Here is an 18,107-nt window from a genome sequence, read left to right on the forward strand (position 1 = left end):
CGCGGCGCGCCGTTCTTCGCTTTGTCATGTGGCCCTGCTAACGTCGCGGCAGCCTTTGCCGCGAGGAATCACCATGGAGTTCTCGAGCGCCGAAACTGAAGCGCTTTCCCCGTCCGCCACCCGCGCTGAACCCGTCAGGCGGCCAACCCACTCGCCCCAGCCCGCGACGGCGGCTCGCACCAACGCCGCGCTGATCGCATTCGCGTTCACCGCGCTCTGCTACGAACTCGTCGGATTGCCGCTCTTGCTGGACGCAACGGGCGGCCCGACGCTCGGCTTGCTGGCGACGCTCGCCCCCGTCGTGCTCGCCACGCCGATCCACTGGGGCCTCATTCACGAAGGTATCCACGGACAGCTGGCGCGCGACCGGCGCGTGAACGAATGGCTCGCCCGCGCGCTCGCGATCGGTCTGGCGATGCCGTTCGACGCCGTGCGTTTCGGACACCTGATGCATCACCGCTTCACGCGCGAGCCGTTCGACCGGCCCGATGTGCACGACACGCACGGCGCGAGCGGCCCGCGCTGGCGTCGTCGCGTCGCGTACTACGGGCGGCTGATGGGTGGTCTCTACCTCGCCGAATTGCTGCTGCCGCTTCTGGCGTTCATGCCGGGGCGGCTCGCGCGCACGATCATCGAGCGCGGGGTGGGCGCGCATGGCCGCGAAGGCGTGCAGGTGCAGCGGCTCTTCGCGAACCACGCCACCGATCCCGTGAGGCGCCGCCGTGCGCGGCGCGACTGGCTTGCGTCGCTCGCCCTCTATGCGGCTTCGTTCGCGCTCTACGGCAAGGCCTGGCCCGTGCTGCTCGCGGCGATGTATCTGCGCGGACTGTGGCTCTCGCTCGCCGACAACCTGCCGCACTACGGCGTCGCGCTCGACGAACCGGGTCGCGCGCGGGATTTTCGCGTGCCGCGTGCGCTGGGCGTGCTGCTGATGAATCACCATCTGCATCGCCAGCATCATCTGCGTCCGACGCTGCCGTGGACAGCGCTGCCCGCGCTAGCACACGCCGAAGAGGCCGCAGGCGCGTCTGCGCGAACGGGCTATCTGGCCGCTGCGTTGCGTCAGTTCAAGGGCTTGCAGCCGGGCGTCGATCCCGGCTGAGGAAGGGGCAAGCGAATGCCGCGCGTACGCGCAAGCCGCGGCGCTTCGAGCCGCGAGGATTCCGCTTCGTCGCTTCGTCGGTTCGCGCGTCTGCGCATCGCGAGCCGCCGTGCGTAAGAAGCGTACGGCAGACGTCCGCTACATCAGCGCCGGCAGTGTCTCGACGAGTGCAACGGCCGCGAGTACGCCGATCAGCGCGCCGATCACGCGCAGCGTGTTGTGTCTGAATTCCGTTGCGCACGGCACTGCGCCAAGAAAGAGCGCGCCAGCGAGGGCCATCGGGATGATCATCACGAAATCGCCGATCGTGAAATAACCTTCCATGCTTGTCTCCTGTCGATCCGGAGTGAGTGCTTCAGCACTGACTCCGGTCCCATGCAGGGGTTGCGTATCGTATGGGCGACGAAGGCTCGCAGTGGTTGTCGTTCTCGTCGCCATGCCAATGGCATGGCGCTGCGGCCCCGGGCCTGAAATCGAGTATAGGTGAGGCCGGCGAGCGCGGCGGCGCGCGTGAGCGCCGCGAGGCTTTCCGTGAATCTCCTGTCGCGCCGCAAAAGCCCGCCAGAGGCGGAGTTCCGCTGCGGTGCGATGCGCGCGGCGTGCAAATCGCCAGTCGTCTGAATATTACGGACGCCTTTCGATTGCGCACGGCACACAGAGGCGCGGGTGCGAACGTTGCATGCCGCGCGGGCTCAGGCCGCTCCGGCGCGCTCGCGCGCGCGCAAGGTGAGCGCGAGTGCGAGGCCCACGGCCAGCAGCACGATCACGAGGCCGGCCACGCCGCCCCAGCCTGCCCCGGCCCAGAAGTGTCCGCCGATCGAACCCATCACGCTCGACCCGAGGTAGTAGGCGAGCAGGTAAAGCGCAGCCGCCTGGCCCTTCGCTTCGCGCGCGAGGCGCCCAACCCAGCCGCTTGCTACTGCGTGCCCCGCGAAGAAGCCGATGGTCAGGCAGGCGATGCCCGCGGCAATCGCCGTGAGCGGCGCGAACAGCCTGAGCACGACGCCCGTGAGCATCAGCGCGAGACTGGCGATCAGCACGCGGCCGCGCCCGAACGTGTCGGCCATACGGCCCGACCACGGCGAGGCGACCACGCCCGTCAGGTAGACGAGGAAGATCGCGCCGATGGCCGCCTGGCTCATGTGATAAGGCGCCGCGATCAACCGGTAGCCGATGTAGTTGTAGAGCGTGACGAAGCTGCCCATCAGCACGAAGCCCATGGCGAACAGCATCGGCAGCCCCGGCCGCGCGAAATGGCGCAGCAGCGCCGCGCGGTGATGCGCGAAACCGAGGCCGCTCTTCGGCGCGAAGTGGCGCGAAGGCGGCAGCAGCGAGCGGAACGCGAACATGGAGGCGAGCCCGAGCACGCCGATCACGGCCACGGCCGCACGCCAGCCGAACAGATCGGTGACGATGCCCGTGATCACGCGCCCCGCCATGCCGCCGATAGCCGTGCCGCCGACGTAGAGGCCCATCGAGAGACCGAGGCCGTCCGGGTGCATTTCCTCGGCGAGCCAGGCCATGGCCACCGCGGGCACGCCGCCGAGCGCGATGCCCAGCAGCGTGCGCAGCACGAGCAGCTCATGCCAGTGCGGCACGAAGGCGGTGGCGAGCGTGAGCAGCGACGAGGCGCACAGCGATGCGGTCATCATGCCGCGCCGGCTCCAGCCTTCGGAGACGAAGCCCGCGACGAAGATCGCAACGGCAAGCGCGGCCGTGGTGAACGAGAGCGAGAGGCTGCTCTGCGCGGGGCTCACGCCGAAGGTCTGGGAGAACGCGGGCAGGAGCGGCTGCACGCAGTAGAGAAGCGAAAAGGTGGCGTAGCCGGCGAACAGCAGCGCGAGGCTTGCGCGCCAGAATGCGGGGGTGCCGCGTTCGATGTACGGAACGGCGGAGGGCGCGGAAGTGCGCGGGGCGCCCGGTGATGCAGTCACGACAGGATCTCCAGCAATATGGCAAAGGCGCAACGATACGCCTGTTGGGCAAATGGCGTTGTCGAGCGCCGCAGGCCGGGTGCCTGGCATGACCGCGCGGCCGTTTAGCCCGGAGCGCGCGAGGCGCCTGGCTGCGCGCTGCGAGCGGCGGCCGGCGCAGCGCCTTGCGGCCCGCTGGCGGCCTGCGCTTTGTGCGCGTCGTCCGGGTGGACCAGCGCCGCGTCGCTCGGCAAGTCCGCCGCGTTCCAGCCGCCGCCGAGCCCCTTCACGAGCGCGACGCTCGCCGCCATGCGCCGGCGCGAGATCGCCACGGCCTGGCGTTCGTTGGTGAGCGCCGTGGTTTGCGCGACCACCACGTCGAGATAGGTGATCGCACCGCCCAGATAGCGATTGTTGATGGTGACGAGCGTGCGCTGCGCGGCATCCACCGCGCGGTCCTGGGCGTTCGCCTCCTGCTCCAGCACGCGCAGCGCCGCGAGGTTGTCCTCGACCTCGCCGAAGGCGTCGAGCACGGTCTGGCGATATTGCGCGACGTTCTCGTCGTACTGCGCGCGCGCTTCGTTGCGCACCGCCTCGCGCCCGCCGAAGTCGATCAGCGTGCCCGCGAGCGTCGGCCCGAGCGACCAGAAGCGCGCGGGCGCGACGAGCCACTGGCTGAAGTTGGTCGCCTCAAGGCCGCCCGTGACCGCGAGCATGAGGTTCGGGAAGAACGCCGCCGTCGCCACGCCCACCTGCGCGTTCGCGGCGGCCACACGGCGCTCGGCGGCCGCGATGTCGGGGCGCCGTTCGAGCAGCGTCGACGGCACGCCCGGCGGGCTCGCGATCGCGCGCACCGCGTAGGCTTCCTTCGGCGCGGCAGCGAGCGTGAACGTGGAAGGCGACTGTCCGGTCAGGATGGCGATGGCGTGCTCGAGCTGAGCGCGCTGCACGCCGAGATCGATCGCCTGTGCCTCGGTGGTCTGCAGCTGCGTTTGCGCCTGGCCCACGTCGGCGTCGGTGGCGATGCCGCCCGCGTAGCGGTTCTGCGTGAGTTCGAGCGATTCGCGGTAGGCCTTGATCGTGTCGTCGAGCAATTGCCGTTCGCGGTCGATGCCGCGCAGCTCGAAGTAGTCGGTCGCGAGTTCGGCCTGCATGGAGAGCAGCACGGCCTGCATGTCGGCGGCGCTCGCCTGTGCGTTCGCCTTGGCGGCCTCGACGTTGCGCGCGACGCGGCCCCAGATATCGGGCTCCCATGTGGCGTCGATGCCCACGGAGTAGTCGTTGATCGTTTGACCGGCCTTCGACGTGTACAGGAGATTCTGCGAGGTGCGGTAGCGCGAGAAGTCGCCGCTCGCCGTCACGAGCGGGAAAAAGCTGGAGCGCTGCTGCGCGACGTTCGCGCGCGCCGCGCGAAAGTGCGCCTGCGCGGCCTGCACGTTCTGGTTCGCGCCTTCGACCTGGGCTTCGAGCGCGTCGAGCGTGGCGTCCTCGTAGATTGTCCACCACGCGCCGCGCGAGGCGCTATCGGCGGGCTGCGCAATCGTCCAGCCCGTGCCTTCGAGTTCCTTGAACGTCGCGGCCACGGGCATGGTGGGGCGCACGTAGTCGGGGCCCACCTTGCAGCCGCCGAGCGCCGCAAGCATGGCCAACGCGCACAGTCGAATCCGCGCGTGCTTCATCATTCGCCCTGCGCCTGCGCGCTGTTGCCCATGTTCCTGCCCGCGCCACTCGCACCGCTCGCGCCATGCGCCGCATCGGCCTCGTGCTCGCCGTGCGGCTGCACGATGCGCACCGGCGTGCCGTCGACGATCGCGTCCTGCGGATTGACGATCACGCGCTCGTCGCCGGAGAGCCCCGCCGCTACCGCCACCCGCGTGCCGAAGTCGGTGCCGAGCGTCACATTCACGAGCTTCACGCGATCTTGCGCATCGACAGTCGCCACCTTCACGCCGTCGGGGCGGAACAGGAACGCGTTGCCGGGCAGCGTGATCGGCGTGGCCGAACCGTCGAGCGCGAAGTGGACCTGCGCGTAGGCGCCGGGCAACAGTTCGCCGCTGTGGTTGTCCACATCGACTTCGACCAGCATCGTGCGCTGCTGCGCATCGACGGCACCCGCCGTGCGCGCGACGATGCCGGGAAAGTGCTTGCCCTGCTCTTCGTTGAGCGTGAGATACGCATGCTGCTGCACGCGGATCTGCTGCGCGTAAGCCTGCGGCACGTTCGCGTACACGCGCAGACGGTCGGCCTGCGCAAGATGGAACAGCTCCTTTTGCGAGGTGCCGCCGTTGCCCGCGTCGATGAGTGCGCCCACGTCCACGTTGCGCGCCGTGACGATGCCGTCGAAGGGCGCCGTCACGCGTTCGTACGACTGCAGCTGCGAGAGCCGTGAGACGTTGAAGCGCGCGGAGTCGAGCGTGGCCTTTTTCGCGAGCATGTCGCCGACTTTTTCATCGGTGTCCTGTTTTGCCACCGAGCGCGTTTGCAGCATCTGCGTCCAGCGGTCGGCCGTGGTTTTCGCGAGCGCGTAGTTCGCTTCGGCGTTGGCGAGATCGGCGCGCGCGGCGCGCAACTGGTCGTCCACTTCGGGCGCGTCGATTTCGGCGAGCAACTGGCCCGCCTTCACGTGCGCGCCGATGTCGAAGTACCACTTGCGCAGATAGCCGCTCGTGCGCGCGTAGATCGGCGTGTCGAGAAACGCCTGCACGTTGCCGGGCAGCACGAGGTCGAGCGCGCGCGTCGAGCGCTGCGGCGTGACGACCTGCACGGTCAGCGTACTCGCGCTCTTTGCCTCGCGTTCGAGCGCCGCATGCGCGCTATGGCGCGACCAGATACCCTGCGCCGCGAGGCCGAGCACGATGAGCGCGGCGAGCACAAGGGGCCAGCGCCGCGATCGATGACGCGACGGCTCTTGCGGCGAAGGCGTTTGCGAATGATTCGTCATGACAGGGTATTCATGATTTGGGCACCACGTTTTCACTGGCGCGCTGGCGGCGCTCGCCGAGCTTGCGGTAGATGAGCGAGAACACCACAGGGACGAAGATCAGCGTGGCGAGCGTGCCCACCGCGAGGCCGCCGATCACGGCGCGCCCGAGCGGTGCGTTCTGCTCGCCGCCTTCGCCCAGGCCGATGGCCATCGGCACCATGCCGATCACCATGGCGAGCGCGGTCATGAGCACGGGGCGAAAGCGCGTGTAGCCCGCTTCGATCGCGGCGCGCGCCGCATCGCCGTGCAGGCGCAACTGCTCGCGCGCGAAGCTGATGACGAGAATGGAGTTCGCCGTGGCGATGCCGATACACATGATCGCGCCCGTGAGCGCGGGAATGGACAGCGTGGTGTGCGTGAGGAACAGCATCCAGACGATGCCCGCGAGCGCGCCCGGCAGCGCCGTGATGATGATGAACGGATCGAGCCACGACTGGAAGTTCACGACGATCAGCAGATACACGAGCACGATCGCGAAGACGAGGCCGCCGAACAGTCCGGAGAACGAATCGTTCATCGTCTGCACCTGGCCGCGCAGCTTGATGCTCGACGTCTTCGGCAGCTCGCCGCGCGTCTGGTCGACGATCTTCGCGATGTCGTCGGAAACGGCGCCCAGGTCGCGCCCGTCGGCGGTGCCGTAAATGTCGATGGTGGTCTGCGCGTTGTAGTGCGTGACCACCGCGTCGCCCGAGATGCGCTGCATGCTCGCGAGCGAGCCGAGTATGTTGCTGCGCCCGTTCGCGGTGAGTGGAATGTTGGCGAGCGATTGCAGCGAATCGATCGTGTATTGCGGGGCTTCGGTGACGACGTTGTAGCTCACGCCGTTGATCGGGTTGAGCCAGAACGTGGGGGTGGTCTGCTGGCTGCCCGAGAGTGTGATGAGCAGGTCACTCGCCACGTCCTTCTGCGTGAAGCCCGCCTGCTGCGCGCGCGTGCGGTCCACGTCGATGAAGATGCGCGGCAGGTCCGCGGGCTGCTGGATGCGCGCGTCGACGAAACCGGGCACGCCGCGCAGCCGAGCGAGCAGCTTCGCCGCGAACGCGCGGTTGCCGGCCACGTCGCGCCCGACGATCTGCACATCGATGGGCGAGGGCATGCCGAAGTTCAGCGTCTGACTCACGATATCGGCGGGCAGGAAGGCGAACTGCACGCCCGGAAACTCGTTGTTGAGCGTGTGCCGCAGGAGGCGCACGTAACCGGCGGTGGAGTGATGGTCCTCGTTCAGCGAGATCAGCACGTCCGCGTCGGACGTGCCGATGGTGCCCGTGTTGCTGTACGAGAGGTTGATGCCCGAGACCGGCAGGCCGATGTTGTCGATGATCGAATGCAGCTCACCCGGCGGAATCAGCGTGCGCACGCGCTTGTCGATACGGTCGACGAGCACGGCGGTTTCTTCCACACGCATGCCGGTTTTCGCGCGCACGTGCAGCGCGATGGTGCCCGCATCGACCTGCGGAAAGAAGTCGCGCCCGAGGAACGGCATGAGCAGCAACGACGCGCCACAGCAGGCGAGAAACGCCACCACGAACCACACGGGATGCTTCACGCGCGCCGTGAGAAACCCGCGATAGCGCTCGCGCAGCCCCTCGAAGCCGCGCTCGAACGCGAGGTGCACGCGCATGAACGGATTGCGCGTCGCGCCATGCGTGTGATGCAGGTCGGCGGCCTTGCGATGGTGGCGCATCAGGTACTTCGCGAGCGTGGGCACGAGCGTACGCGAGAAGAAGTACGAGGCCAGCATCGCAAACACCACGGCTTCCGCGAGCGGAATGAAGAGGTAATGCGCCACGCCCGTGAGCAGGAACATCGGCACGAACACGATGCAGATGGAGAGCGTGGAGACGAGCGTGGGAATCGCGATCTGATGCGCGCCGTCGAGAATCGCCTGTTCCAGCGTCTTGCCTTGCTCCAGTTGCTGGCTGATGTTCTCGATCGCGACCGTTGCGTCGTCAACCAGAATGCCGACCGCGAGTGCGAGCCCGCCCAGCGTCATGATGTTGATGGTCTCGCCGAGCGCCGCGAGCACGATGACCGAGGTGATCATCGACAGCGGAATCGAGATCGCAATGATGAGCGTGGCGCGCCAGTTGCCGAGAAACAGCAGGATCATGAGCGCCGTGAGCGCGGCGGCGATGAGCGCTTCGCGCAGCACGCCCTGCACGGAGGCGCGCACGAACAACGACTGGTCGGCGACCGGATCGATATTGAGCGACGGTGGCACGAGATTGCGCAGCGTCGGCATCATTTCCTTGATGCGATCGACGATCTCCAGCGTCGACGTGTTGCCGCTCTTGTTGATGGTGAGAAGTGAGGCGCGCTGTCCGTCCACGCGCACGATATTGGTTTGCGGCACATAGCCGTCGCGCACGTGCGCCACGTCGCGGATGTAGATCGTGCCGCTATCCGTGGTTTTCACGGGAATGTCGTTCAGGCCCGCTAAGCTCTCGGGGCTTGCATTCATCGTCACCGAATATTCGGTTGCACCGATTTTGGCTGTGCCCGAAGGCAGGATGAGGTTTTGCGCGCTGATCGCGTTCACCACGTCCATGGGCGAGAGATTGTGCTGCTGCAGCGCGCGCTGGTTGATGTCGACCATGATCTGCCGCTGCTTGCCGCCATAGGGCAGCGGCGCGGAGGCGCCCGGCACGGTCGCCAGCTGCGTCTTCAGGAAGTTGTTACCGTAGTCGAACAGTTCCTGCTCGGTCAGCTGCGGCGAAGACAGCGACAGGCGCAGGATCGGCACCGTCGAGGCGTTGTAGCGCAGGATGAACGGCGGCTGGATGCCGGGCGGCAGCGAGCGCAACTGCGCCTGTGACAGCGCCGTGACTTCGGCGAGCGCTTCCTGGATATTGGCATGCGGCTGGAAGAAGATCTTCACGACCGCGATGCCGTTCAGCGACGTCGATTCGGTGTGCTCGATATCGTTCACCGCCACGGAAAGGCCGCGCTCGTAGTTGAGCACGATGCGCTTTTCCATCTCGTCGGCGGGCAGACCCGTGTAGGTCCAGATCACCGAGAGCACCGGAATGTCGATGTTCGGGAAGATGTCCGTGGGCGTGCGCAGGATCGTCAGCGGCCCGACGATCAAAAGCAGCAACGCGAGCACGACGAACGTGTACGGGCGCTTGAGCGCGAGTCGAACGATCCACATGGAACGGCGGGTTCCTTCGCTGGTGGCGGAGTCTGGCTCGCGCGGCTGGTCTGGCCGCGGTGGCGAGCGTTCAGGTTATCGGTATCGTGGCGGGCTGTTGTGGCGCGCGTGCGGTCTTTGCCTGTGCTGCGCCGGGCCTTTGTGGTGCACGGTTGGGACAGGACTATAGCGCCACTCACCTTGCATCAGCGTACTTTTTCAGGGACTGCCCTAGCAAGGTCGCGAAGAATGGGGTTTACCATCTGTTACAGTCAGGTTTTCGTAAGATGCGTGAGCGAAGCGGGGCGGGGCTGTGGCGGCACGAGGCGCCAAATGCATGCCGCCGTTGATACACCCCCCTATTTTTTCGCTTTGCTCGCGCGCTCAAACAGGCAACAATGAGGTTGCCAAGGGTCCGGCCGTGCTTAAGCGCGCGGCGAGAGCGGGTCGCCCGAGGCGGGTTTGGATGCGCGCGCAACTGATCGTGCGCATCGGTTTTTTTGTCAGCATGCCGACCGGACTTCCTTCGAGGGAGCCGGCGAAGGTAGCGAGGTAACGGGGAAACATCATGCAAATCGGTTCTATTGTCCGTTCCGTTCATATCGCGGTGCCACAGGGTGCGCGCGGCATCGTGATGCGCATTCTCGGCGACATGGCGATGGTGACGTGGTATGCCGGGGAGCCCGGCACGTCGGCGCAGCTCAATACCGAGCCCTTTTTTCTCGAAGATCTGATCGATACGGGCGAGCACGTCATGCCCGCCGGCGCGCAGATCCACTGAGTCTGGGCCGTGTGACACGTTGACGAGGCGCCCTGCGTCTCGTCGCAGGGTTGTGTGCGCCGCGTTTGTGTTCATCGTGTCTGGCCGTGCGCACCGATTGCTCGCCGGCACTGCCCGCAAGAGGCACAATTGCGGGTATGAATTACGATCCTTCTCCTGTCCCGGGCGGCCCTTCCGGTCCCGGCGACCAGCAAGCCGCGCCCTATGCGCGCCTCACGCCCGAATGCGTGCTCGACGCCGTCGATGGCGTGCTGATCCCGGCCGAGCGCCGCACGGATGGCCGCATGCTCGCGCTCAACAGCTACGAGAATCGCGTGTACCAGGTGGGCGTGGAAGACGGCCCGCCGCTCATCGCCAAGTTTTATCGCCCTGAGCGCTGGAGCGACGAGGCGATACTCGAGGAGCACGCATTCGTCGCCGAACTCGCCGCGCGCGAGATTCCGGCCGTGCCTGCGCTCGCCTTCGATGGGCGCACGCTGCACGAGTTCGACGGGTATCGCTTCTCGCTGTTCGAGCGGCGCGGCGGCCGCGCGCCGGATCTCGACCGCAGCGACACGCTCGAATGGCTCGGCCGTTTCATCGGGCGCATTCATGCCGTGGGCGCAACGAGGCCGTACGAGGCACGCCCCACGCTCGACATTCAGTCCTACGGCTACGAGCCGCGCACGTATCTGCTCGAACACGGCTTCGTCCCCGAGGACGTGCGCGAAGCATGGCAGGCCGCGGTGACGCTCGCGCTCGAAGGCGTGGAGGCGGCCTTCGAGCGCGCGGGCGACGTGCGGTCGTTGCGCCTGCACGGCGACTGCCATCCGAGCAATGTGCTCTGGACCGACGCCGGCCCGCATTTCGTGGACTTCGACGACAGCCGCATGGGTCCCGCTATCCAGGATTTGTGGCTGCTTTTGCCCGGCGACCGCGCGGGCGCTTCGCGTGCAATGGCCGATTTGCTCGCGGGTTACGAGGACTTCTGCGAATTCGAGCCGCGCGAGCTGCATCTCGTCGAAGCGCTGCGCACGCTGCGGCTCATCCACTACTCGGCCTGGCTCGCGCGCCGCTGGCACGATCCCGCGTTTCCGGCCGCCTTCCCGTGGTTCAACACGCAGCGCTACTGGGAAGAGCGCATTCTCGAACTGCGCGAGCAGATCGGCGCGATGCAGGAAGGACCGCTCTGGCCCGTGTGAACGTCGTGCGCCGGCTCACTGCGCGCTCGCCGGACTATCCGGCGCGCCGCCCTGGGCCGACGGCTTGACGATCAACTGCGCGCGCAGGTCGCGCGCCATCGTCTCGAACGCGGGGCGCATCTGCGCGAAATCGTCGGCGCTGCATACGTCGCTCGCGAAATGCGTTTGACCCGTACGCGTGACGCGCAGCACATTCGCCTGCGGGTCGAGCGCGTAGTGCGAACTGAAATCGATGAAACGGTTGTCGGCGTGCTGCGGCATGGGGACGTCGAGTACGCGCATGCCCGGCGGCAGCACGATGCGCGTGCGCTCGGTCACCACCACGTTGCGGCACATGAAGGGCTGCGTGCGCCGCGATTCGCCGAGCCAGTAGCGCAGATTCGCGTCGAGCCCGCCCACGAAGCTCGTGAGCGTGGGCACGGGCGTGGTCATTTCCGGGTCGACGAAACCGTCGAAGGTGCCCGTGAGCGTGAGAACGAGCGGGCCCGCCGTGGCGTCGAGCGGGCTGGACGCGAGCGTGGCGTTGCCGCGCAGGTTGGCGTTGCGCAGCTCCCATTGCAGCGACTCCTCGCGCTGCGCGGGCGTTTGCAGGCGCAGCACGCTGCGCGTCTGTTCGGCAGACCAGCCCTCCGACTGCAAGCGATAGATGAAGCGCGCCGAGCCGTCGGGCGCGACCGTGATGTCGAGATCGCTCTCGCGCGTGGTCGTAGCCGTGGCGGGCGTGCGGACCTGCGTGCCGTCGCCGGCGAGCACGGCCTCGCGGTCCATGTCCGTCGACGGCAAATAGCCGAACTCGATGTTGCTCGCCGTGGAGTCCGCGAACATCTGCAGATCGGGCAGCCAGGTGATGACGTGATTGATCACGCCGAAGCCCGGCACGCTCGGCAGCGTGTAGACAGTACCGCTGTTCACGAGCGCCGGCGTGCTGCGGATGCCGACGGCCCCGAGCAGCGCGCCGTAGAGTGCGACGTGGTCCTTGCAATCGCCGTAGCGGTTCGCGAGCACGTCGGTTACGTGGTGCGGCACGATCTCGCCGCGCCCGATATTCATCGCCACGTAGCGGATGTTGCGGCGCACCCAGTCATAGAGCGTTTGCGCTTTGGCGCGCGGCGTATCGTCGTGCGCCGTGAGCGTCTGCGCAAGGCGCACGATGGCCGGGTCGCGCACGGTCGGATCCGCCGCCGCCTCGCGATAGACCGTCGCGAAGGCCGCGTAATCGGGAAAGGTGGACACCATCAGCCGGTCGCCGTAGCTCACGTAGGCGACCGAGCCATATTCGAGGCGCTCGAAGTTCGACTTGTCGTAGCGGTACTCGTAGCGCGTGCGGCCGTTCACGGTGGCGGGCGGCAGCACCGTGAAGCCGCGCGCGTCGGCGTAGAGCGGCACTTTCGCGGGCAGGTCGTAGATCACGCGAAAGCGGTGCGTGGGCGCGAGGTCGGGCGGCGTGAAGTCGCTGAACCAGCCGGGCACGAGCGGCACGCGCTGGATCTTGCGCCACGTGAGATGCACGCGCGCGCCCGGCTCCACGGCGGGGAACACGATCACCTTGTCCTGCACGTCCTGGAACATCGGGGCGTCGAACGAGCGCACCTCCTGCACGTCGCGGATCTGCTCGGGGCGCACGTCGTGTCGCCCGCCCTGGGCGTCCTCGGTCCACGCTTCGAGCACCTCCACGTGGGCCATTTCGCGGTTGAACCACACGTAATACTGGCCCGCGCGCGCAATGCCGGCCTCCGTGTTCACACGCAGCGTGAGCGAGTCGAGCTTGGTGTACGAGCCGTCCGCGTTGACGGTGAAGGTCTGCGTTTCCGCTTCGTTGGTGTAGGGCGCCTGCGCGGCGCTGCCTGCCGGATTCAGCGTGCCCGCTTCGAGCGGCACCGGCGTGAGCTGCGCCACGCCCGGGCGCAGGTCGGCGGCGAAGGTTCCCGTGACGGGGCCGAGCACGGCTAGGCAAAGAGCGAGAGCGAGGCGCATGGGGGGCTCGGCAGGTGGCGGGTCGCAGATAGGCGCTACTTCTGCCACTTAAAAGTCATGCAACCCGCTTGTCAAGCGGATGGCCCGCACACCGCCCGCAGGGGGCCCTGAATCGAGTGTTGAGTCTAAATGCTGGGCCGCGCAACGACATGCCCGCCTGCAACGTTCTCCGCGGCGTCATAGGTCCCCCCACCGATTTGCTGCGCACGCAACAATCGAGGAAACACGGCGGCGCGCGGGCCGTTGTAGGGCATATGTATGTTTACCTCATATTGCCAAGGAGGCGGTTGGGGACTAAGGTTCGTGCAGCCGTCAAGCGGCAATTAAGTGTTCTATGCGTTTGCGCATATAAAGAGCACGAAAGACCACGCCTACCAACAGCCATTTTGGATGGGACCAGAGCGAGCGCTTACCCCGCGCTCTCAACCTCTGGTCGATTCGGGAGATCCCATGAGCAGCGTTGCAGATTCGACGCGCGGTGCGCAAAGCGCACCTTTCTTTTCCAAAGAGGCGACCATCGCCCCGCCGGGCTTTTCGCGCTGGATGGTGCCGCCCGCGGCGCTGGCCGTGCATCTGTGTATCGGCCAGGCCTACGCGTTTTCCGTGTTCAACGCGCCGCTCACGAAGGTGATCGGCATTACGCAGTCCGCGGCCGATGACTGGTCGCTCACCACGCTGGGCTGGATTTTCTCGCTGGCCATCGTGTTTCTCGGCCTTTCCGCCGCGTTCGGCGGCAAGTGGCTCGAACGCGTGGGCCCGCGCCGCACGATGTTTACCGCGGCGTGCTGCTTTGGCGGCGGTTTCCTCGTTTCCGCGCTCGGCGTGTATCTGCATCAGATCGCGCTGCTCTATCTCGGCTACGGCGTGATCGGCGGCATCGGCCTCGGGCTCGGCTATGTCTCTCCGGTTTCGACGCTGATCCGCTGGTTCCCCGACCGCCGCGGCATGGCAACGGGCCTCGCGATCATGGGCTTCGGCGGCGGCGCGATGATCGCCGCACCGCTCTCCGTCATGCTGATGAAGCATTTCGCGAGCGACACGAGCGTGGGCGTCGCCCAGACCTTTGTGGTGCTCGGCGTGGCCTACTTCATCTCGATGACGATCGGCGCCATCACCATCCGCGTGCCCGCGCCGGACTGGAAGCCGGCGGGCTGGACCCCGCCCGTCGTGGCGAAGAAACTCGTGTCGAACCAGCACGTGCATATCGACCAGGCGCTCAAGACGCCGCAGTTCTATCTGATCTGGCTCGTGCTGTTCCTCAACGTGACGGCCGGCATCGGCATTCTGGGTCAGGCCTCGGTCATGATCCAGGAAAGCTTCAAGGACACCGTGAGCGCCGGCGCGGCGGCGGGCTTCGTCGGCCTGCTCTCGCTCTTCAACATGGGCGGGCGCTTCGTGTGGGCGTCGGCCTCCGACTGGGTGGGCCGCAAGAACACCTACTTCATCTTCTTCGTGTTCGGCGCGGTGCTCTATTACGCGGTGCCGCAGTTCGCGCAGAGCGGCAACATCGTGTTCTTCGTGCTCGCGTTCTGCCTGATTCTCTCGATGTACGGCGGCGGCTTTTCGACCGTGCCCGCGTATCTCGCGGATATGTTCGGCACGGCGTTCGTCGGCGGCATTCACGGCCGTCTGCTCACCGCGTGGGCCGCGGCAGGCGTGGCGGGCCCGGTGCTCGTGAACTACGTGCGTGCGTATCAGGTCGCACACGGCGTGGCGAAGGCCGATGCGTACACGATGACCGTGCACATCATGGCCTCGCTGCTCGTGGTCGGCTTCATCTGCAACCTGCTCGTGCGCCGCGTGGACGCGAAGCATCACATGAGCGAGACGCAACTCGCCGCCGGTAAATAAGGAGGAACGCGCAATGTCTACCCAAGCTGCCCCGAAATCGTCGAACAAGACGCTGATGGCGATCTTCTGGCTCTACGTGCTGGTGCCGCTCGTGTGGGGCGTGACCAACACGCTCACGCAGGCGATGAAGCTGTTCGGCTGATGCCGTGACGCTCAGGTGAAGCGAGGCGGCGCAAGCCGCCCGCCAGAAACACCCTATTGCGGGCCGCCGACGAAAGTCGCGGCCCGCAGTTTTTTGGGGGGCATAGTAGTGACACGAGCGCGAGACAGACGACGACGGGCGCTCACCTCACGCGTGAAGGCGGCCGCGCAGCGGCCTCACACGTCGCACGTCGATCCCGCGCCTGCTGCGTGTTCGCGCGCGGCCTTTGCGCCTTCCACCTGGAGAATGGTCGGCAGCGAGACGCCGTTCTTCGCCGCCGTGACCTCCGCGAGGATCGACACCGCGATTTCCGGCGGCGTGCGGCTGCCGATGTAAATGCCCACCGGCCCATGCAGCCGCGCGAGTTCCGCCTCGCTCAGGTCGAACTCCTTGAGCCGCTCGCGCCGCGCCGCGTTGTTGCGCCGTGAGCCCAGCGCGCCGACGTAGAACGCGGGCGTCTTGAGCGCCTCCATCAGTGCGAGGTCGTCGAGCTTGGGGTCGTGCGTGAGCGCGATCACGGCGCAGCGTTCGTCGAGCTTCATGTCGAGCACCGTGTCGTCGGGCATCGTGCGCACGAGCGCCGTGCCGGGCACGTCCCAGGTGTCGGTGTATTCCTCGCGCGGGTCGCACACCGTCACCTGGTAATCGAGCCCCACCGCGATCTGGCAGAGATAGCGAGAGAGCTGCCCCGCGCCGATCACCAGCATGCGGTAGCGCGGCCCGTGGATCGTGAGCAGGCGCACGTCGTCGAAGTCCACGCCATCGGTCGCTTTCGCGGGGCCGAGCGTGGCGCGGCCGGTCGCTATGTCGAGTGTGCGCGCAACGAGTTCGCCGCGCTCGACGGTTTCGAGCAGTTCGCGAATGCCCGAGGCCTCGGAGAGCGGTTCGAGCACGAGCTGGATCGTGCCGCCGCACGGCAGTCCGAAACGATGCGCCTCTTCGGCCGTGATGCCGTATTTGACGGCTTCGGGCTTCACGATCGTCACGCCTTCGCGGCGCACGCGGTCGATCAGATCGTCCTCGATGCAGCCGCCCGACACGGAGCCGACCACGAGGCCGTCGCCGCGCACCACGAGCATCGCGCCCTCGGGACGCGGCGACGAGCCCCACGTTTTCACCACTGTCACCAGCAGCGCGCGGTGCCCTGCGTCGAGCCAGCGCACGCTGGATTTCAGGACTTCGAGATCCACGCTGTCCATGATCGTTTCCTCTTCGGTGTTTCCTCTGCGCCTTCGCCTTGCGGCTGGCCTTCTGCGTCGCCCGCGGCGGGTTCCGCCGTCTCGTCGGTATTTTCCTGCGCGCCGCCGCCCAGCTGTTCCCCGAAACGCTTGAAAAACTCGCCGGCGATCTTGCGCGCCGCGCCATCCACGAGCCGCGAGCCGATCTGCGCGAGCTTGCCGCCCACCTGGGCGTTCGCGGTGTAGGTGAGCGTGGTCGATTCGTCGCCGGCGGATTCGAGCTTCACGTGCGCGTCGCCCTTGCCGAAGCCTGCGGCGCCGCCCTGGCCCTCGAAGACGATCGTGTAGCTGTTCGGCGCGTCGATATCGGCGAGCTGCATGCGGCCTTTGAAGCGCGCCTTCACGGGGCCTACCGCGGCGGTTAGCGCGACGGCGTAGGCGTTCTCACCGTCGGCTTCGATGCTTTCGCAGCCCGGTATGCACGCCTTGAGGATCGCCGTGTCGTTGAGCGCTTCCCAGGCGCGCTGTTGCGGCACCGGCAGCGTGTGGCTTTCGGTCAGCTCCATCGTGTGTCTCCTTGTGCCGGGCGCGCCTCCAGAGTATGCAATGCGCGTGCCGGTTTTGGCAGATGAGTCGCCAGATGCGTTGCTGCACGAGGCGCGGGCCCGATCGGCGCGGCTTCGCACAGGCTGCGCGCAAACGCTTCGAGGCTGTCGAGATTGTGGACGGGGTAATGCGCGTCGACGTGGGGCAGCATCGCCTGCACGCCGCGCGCCTTGGGCGCGAAATCGCGGTAACGCAAGAGCGGATTGAGCCAGATCACGCGATGCGCGAAGCGGTGCAGGCGCGCCATCTCTTCGCTGAGCAGACCGCATTCATCGTGATCGAGCCCGTCGGTGACGATCAGCACTGTCGCGCGCCCTCCGAGCATGCGGCGCGCCCAGCGGCGGTTGAATTCCGCAAGCGTGGCGCCGATGCGCGTGCCGCCGGACCAGTCCGCGACCTGGGCGGCGAGCTGGGCGAGCGCGACGTCGGGGTCGCGTTCGCGCAGCGCGCGCGTGGCGTGGGTCAGGCGCGTGCCGAACAGGAACACTTGCAGGCGTTCGCGCGATTGCAGCAACGCGTGGCAGAAGTAGAGCACCGCGCGCGAGTAGCTGCTCATCGAGCCGGAAATGTCGAGCAGCAGCACGAGCGGCAGCTTGCGTTCCACCGGCGCGCGATATTTCCACACGGTCCAGTCGCCGCCCGCGCGTACCGCATGGCGCGCGCTCGCACGCAGGTCGGCGTGGGTGCCGCGCGACGATGCCTTCAGGCGCCGCGTGCGAACGGTGGCGAGCGGCAGGCGGCGCGCGCGGATCAGGTGGCGCAGCGTGCGCCATTCGTCGGCGGTGAGCGTATCGAAGTCGCGCTGGCGCAAGCGCTCTTCGGCGCTGAACGTGGCGTGTGCGCGCAACTCGTGTTCTTCGTGCGAGGGCGGTGGCTTCGCGCCCGGGCGATGGGCAGGGCGCGCCGCAAGCGCGTCGGCGAGGCGGTTGTTGCGGCGCGGCGGCGGCACGCCGCCTTGCACCTTCGGCAGCAGCAGCGCGCGCAGCTTGCCTTCGAAATCCGGATCGCGCCAGAACAGCGCGAACGCCGCGTCGAAGATCTCGCGCTCGTCGGGCGCACTCGTGAGGAGCGCGGCGAGCGCGGCGTGCACGTCGTCGCGGCGGCCGAGGTCGATGTGGCGCAGCGCGTCGATCGCGTCGACGGCGCGCGAAGGCGACATCGGCAGGCCCGCGCCGCGCAGCACGCGCACGAAATGCACGACGTTGCGCGCGAACACGGGCGCGAGCGTGGGCATGGCGGCGGGCGATGTGGCGCGGGGCATCGTCC

At 67.3% G+C, this 18,107-nt stretch carries 14 protein-coding genes; 5 read left to right on the plus strand and 9 right to left on the minus strand.

Going from position 1 to position 18,107, the window contains the following annotated elements:
• Positions 1–73: 73 nt before the first annotated feature.
• A complete protein-coding gene (locus tag AB4Y36_RS08015) occupies positions 74–1,102 on the plus strand; it encodes a fatty acid desaturase (RefSeq protein WP_368682682.1) in 1,029 nt (342 codons plus the stop codon).
• Positions 1,103–1,240: 138 nt separating this feature from the next.
• Here the strand turns inward: AB4Y36_RS08015 and AB4Y36_RS08020 are convergent, their stop codons facing one another.
• From AB4Y36_RS08020 to AB4Y36_RS08040, 5 genes are all read right to left on the minus strand, one after another.
• Positions 1,241–1,426: a hypothetical protein gene (locus AB4Y36_RS08020; protein ID WP_028203177.1), complete on the minus strand. Its 186-nt coding sequence runs from the start codon at positions 1,424–1,426 to the stop codon at positions 1,241–1,243.
• A gap of 368 nt (positions 1,427–1,794) precedes the next feature.
• Positions 1,795–3,036, minus strand: a complete 1,242-nt coding sequence (locus AB4Y36_RS08025) for an MFS transporter (RefSeq protein WP_368682683.1) — start codon at positions 3,034–3,036, stop codon at positions 1,795–1,797.
• Positions 3,037–3,140: 104 nt separating this feature from the next.
• A complete protein-coding gene (locus AB4Y36_RS08030; RefSeq protein ID WP_368682684.1) occupies positions 3,141–4,697 on the minus strand; it encodes an efflux transporter outer membrane subunit in 1,557 nt (518 codons plus the stop codon).
• A complete protein-coding gene (locus tag AB4Y36_RS08035) occupies positions 4,694–5,956 on the minus strand; it encodes an efflux RND transporter periplasmic adaptor subunit (RefSeq protein ID WP_368682685.1) in 1,263 nt (420 codons plus the stop codon). The genes AB4Y36_RS08030 and AB4Y36_RS08035 overlap by 4 nt, the downstream gene beginning before the upstream one ends.
• 10 nt (positions 5,957–5,966) lie before the next feature.
• Positions 5,967–9,149 carry an efflux RND transporter permease subunit gene (locus tag AB4Y36_RS08040; RefSeq protein WP_368682686.1) on the minus strand — a complete coding sequence of 1,061 codons (3,183 nt, stop codon included), beginning with the start codon at positions 9,147–9,149 and terminating at the stop codon, positions 5,967–5,969.
• A 547-nt stretch (positions 9,150–9,696) separates the two neighbouring features.
• On the opposite strand from AB4Y36_RS08040, the gene AB4Y36_RS08045 reads away from it, so the two are divergent.
• Together AB4Y36_RS08045 and AB4Y36_RS08050 are read left to right on the plus strand one after the other, a co-directional pair.
• Positions 9,697–9,909 (plus strand): hypothetical protein, encoded by a 213-nt coding sequence (locus AB4Y36_RS08045; RefSeq protein WP_069265225.1) that lies wholly within the window; start codon positions 9,697–9,699, stop codon positions 9,907–9,909.
• 137 nt (positions 9,910–10,046) lie between these two features.
• Positions 10,047–11,090 (plus strand): serine/threonine protein kinase, encoded by a 1,044-nt coding sequence (locus AB4Y36_RS08050; protein WP_368682687.1) that lies wholly within the window; start codon positions 10,047–10,049, stop codon positions 11,088–11,090.
• 15 nt (positions 11,091–11,105) lie between these two features.
• Here AB4Y36_RS08050 and AB4Y36_RS08055 read toward each other — a convergent pair whose 3' ends face one another.
• On the minus strand, positions 11,106–13,064 hold the full coding sequence (locus AB4Y36_RS08055) for a DUF3857 domain-containing transglutaminase family protein (RefSeq protein ID WP_368618023.1): 1,959 nt from the start codon (positions 13,062–13,064) through the stop codon (positions 11,106–11,108).
• Between the two features lie 450 nt (positions 13,065–13,514).
• On the opposite strand from AB4Y36_RS08055, the gene AB4Y36_RS08060 reads away from it, so the two are divergent.
• Together AB4Y36_RS08060 and AB4Y36_RS08065 are read left to right on the plus strand one after the other, a co-directional pair.
• On the plus strand, positions 13,515–14,915 hold the full coding sequence (locus AB4Y36_RS08060; protein WP_069265223.1) for an OFA family MFS transporter: 1,401 nt from the start codon (positions 13,515–13,517) through the stop codon (positions 14,913–14,915).
• Between the two features lie 13 nt (positions 14,916–14,928).
• On the plus strand, positions 14,929–15,057 hold the full coding sequence (locus AB4Y36_RS08065; RefSeq protein ID WP_069265222.1) for an oxalate:formate antiporter: 129 nt from the start codon (positions 14,929–14,931) through the stop codon (positions 15,055–15,057).
• Between the two features lie 176 nt (positions 15,058–15,233).
• On the opposite strand, the gene AB4Y36_RS08070 is transcribed toward AB4Y36_RS08065, so the two are convergent.
• Genes AB4Y36_RS08070 through AB4Y36_RS08080 form a run of 3 tightly spaced genes read right to left on the minus strand, consistent with a single transcriptional unit; the run spans position 15,234 to position 18,102 of the window.
• Complete coding sequence (locus AB4Y36_RS08070; protein WP_368682688.1) at positions 15,234–16,256, minus strand: XdhC family protein; 1,023 nt, start codon at positions 16,254–16,256, stop codon at positions 15,234–15,236.
• Positions 16,229–16,801, minus strand: a complete 573-nt coding sequence (locus AB4Y36_RS08075; protein WP_368603788.1) for a CoxG family protein — start codon at positions 16,799–16,801, stop codon at positions 16,229–16,231. Before AB4Y36_RS08075 ends, AB4Y36_RS08070 begins: the two co-directional genes overlap by 28 nt.
• On the minus strand, positions 16,792–18,102 hold the full coding sequence (locus AB4Y36_RS08080) for a VWA domain-containing protein (RefSeq protein ID WP_368682689.1): 1,311 nt from the start codon (positions 18,100–18,102) through the stop codon (positions 16,792–16,794). The genes AB4Y36_RS08075 and AB4Y36_RS08080 overlap by 10 nt, the downstream gene beginning before the upstream one ends.
• Positions 18,103–18,107 lie beyond the last annotated feature (5 nt).

It is taken from the genome of Paraburkholderia sp. BR10936 (assembly GCF_040965735.1).
Taxonomy (GTDB): Bacteria; Pseudomonadota; Gammaproteobacteria; order Burkholderiales; family Burkholderiaceae; genus Paraburkholderia; species Paraburkholderia nodosa_A.

Bases quoted from the DNA above. Each gene is read 5' to 3' on its own strand.
- AB4Y36_RS08015 (WP_368682682.1), top strand. From the start codon at position 74: ATGGAGTTCTCGAGCGCCGAAACTGAAGCGCTTTCCCCGTCCGCCACC.
- AB4Y36_RS08030 (WP_368682684.1), bottom strand. From the start codon at position 4,697: ATGATGAAGCACGCGCGGATTCGACTGTGCGCGTTGGCCATGCTTGCG.
- AB4Y36_RS08055 (WP_368618023.1), bottom strand. From the start codon at position 13,064: ATGCGCCTCGCTCTCGCTCTTTGCCTAGCCGTGCTCGGCCCCGTCACG.
- AB4Y36_RS08040 (WP_368682686.1), bottom strand. From the start codon at position 9,149: ATGTGGATCGTTCGACTCGCGCTCAAGCGCCCGTACACGTTCGTCGTG.
- AB4Y36_RS08050 (WP_368682687.1), top strand. From the start codon at position 10,047: ATGAATTACGATCCTTCTCCTGTCCCGGGCGGCCCTTCCGGTCCCGGC.
- AB4Y36_RS08045 (WP_069265225.1), top strand. From the start codon at position 9,697: ATGCAAATCGGTTCTATTGTCCGTTCCGTTCATATCGCGGTGCCACAG.
- AB4Y36_RS08065 (WP_069265222.1), top strand. From the start codon at position 14,929: ATGTCTACCCAAGCTGCCCCGAAATCGTCGAACAAGACGCTGATGGCG.
- AB4Y36_RS08020 (WP_028203177.1), bottom strand. From the start codon at position 1,426: ATGGAAGGTTATTTCACGATCGGCGATTTCGTGATGATCATCCCGATG.
- AB4Y36_RS08070 (WP_368682688.1), bottom strand. From the start codon at position 16,256: ATGGACAGCGTGGATCTCGAAGTCCTGAAATCCAGCGTGCGCTGGCTC.
- AB4Y36_RS08035 (WP_368682685.1), bottom strand. From the start codon at position 5,956: ATGACGAATCATTCGCAAACGCCTTCGCCGCAAGAGCCGTCGCGTCAT.
- AB4Y36_RS08080 (WP_368682689.1), bottom strand. From the start codon at position 18,102: ATGCCCCGCGCCACATCGCCCGCCGCCATGCCCACGCTCGCGCCCGTG.
- AB4Y36_RS08060 (WP_069265223.1), top strand. From the start codon at position 13,515: ATGAGCAGCGTTGCAGATTCGACGCGCGGTGCGCAAAGCGCACCTTTC.
- AB4Y36_RS08075 (WP_368603788.1), bottom strand. From the start codon at position 16,801: ATGGAGCTGACCGAAAGCCACACGCTGCCGGTGCCGCAACAGCGCGCC.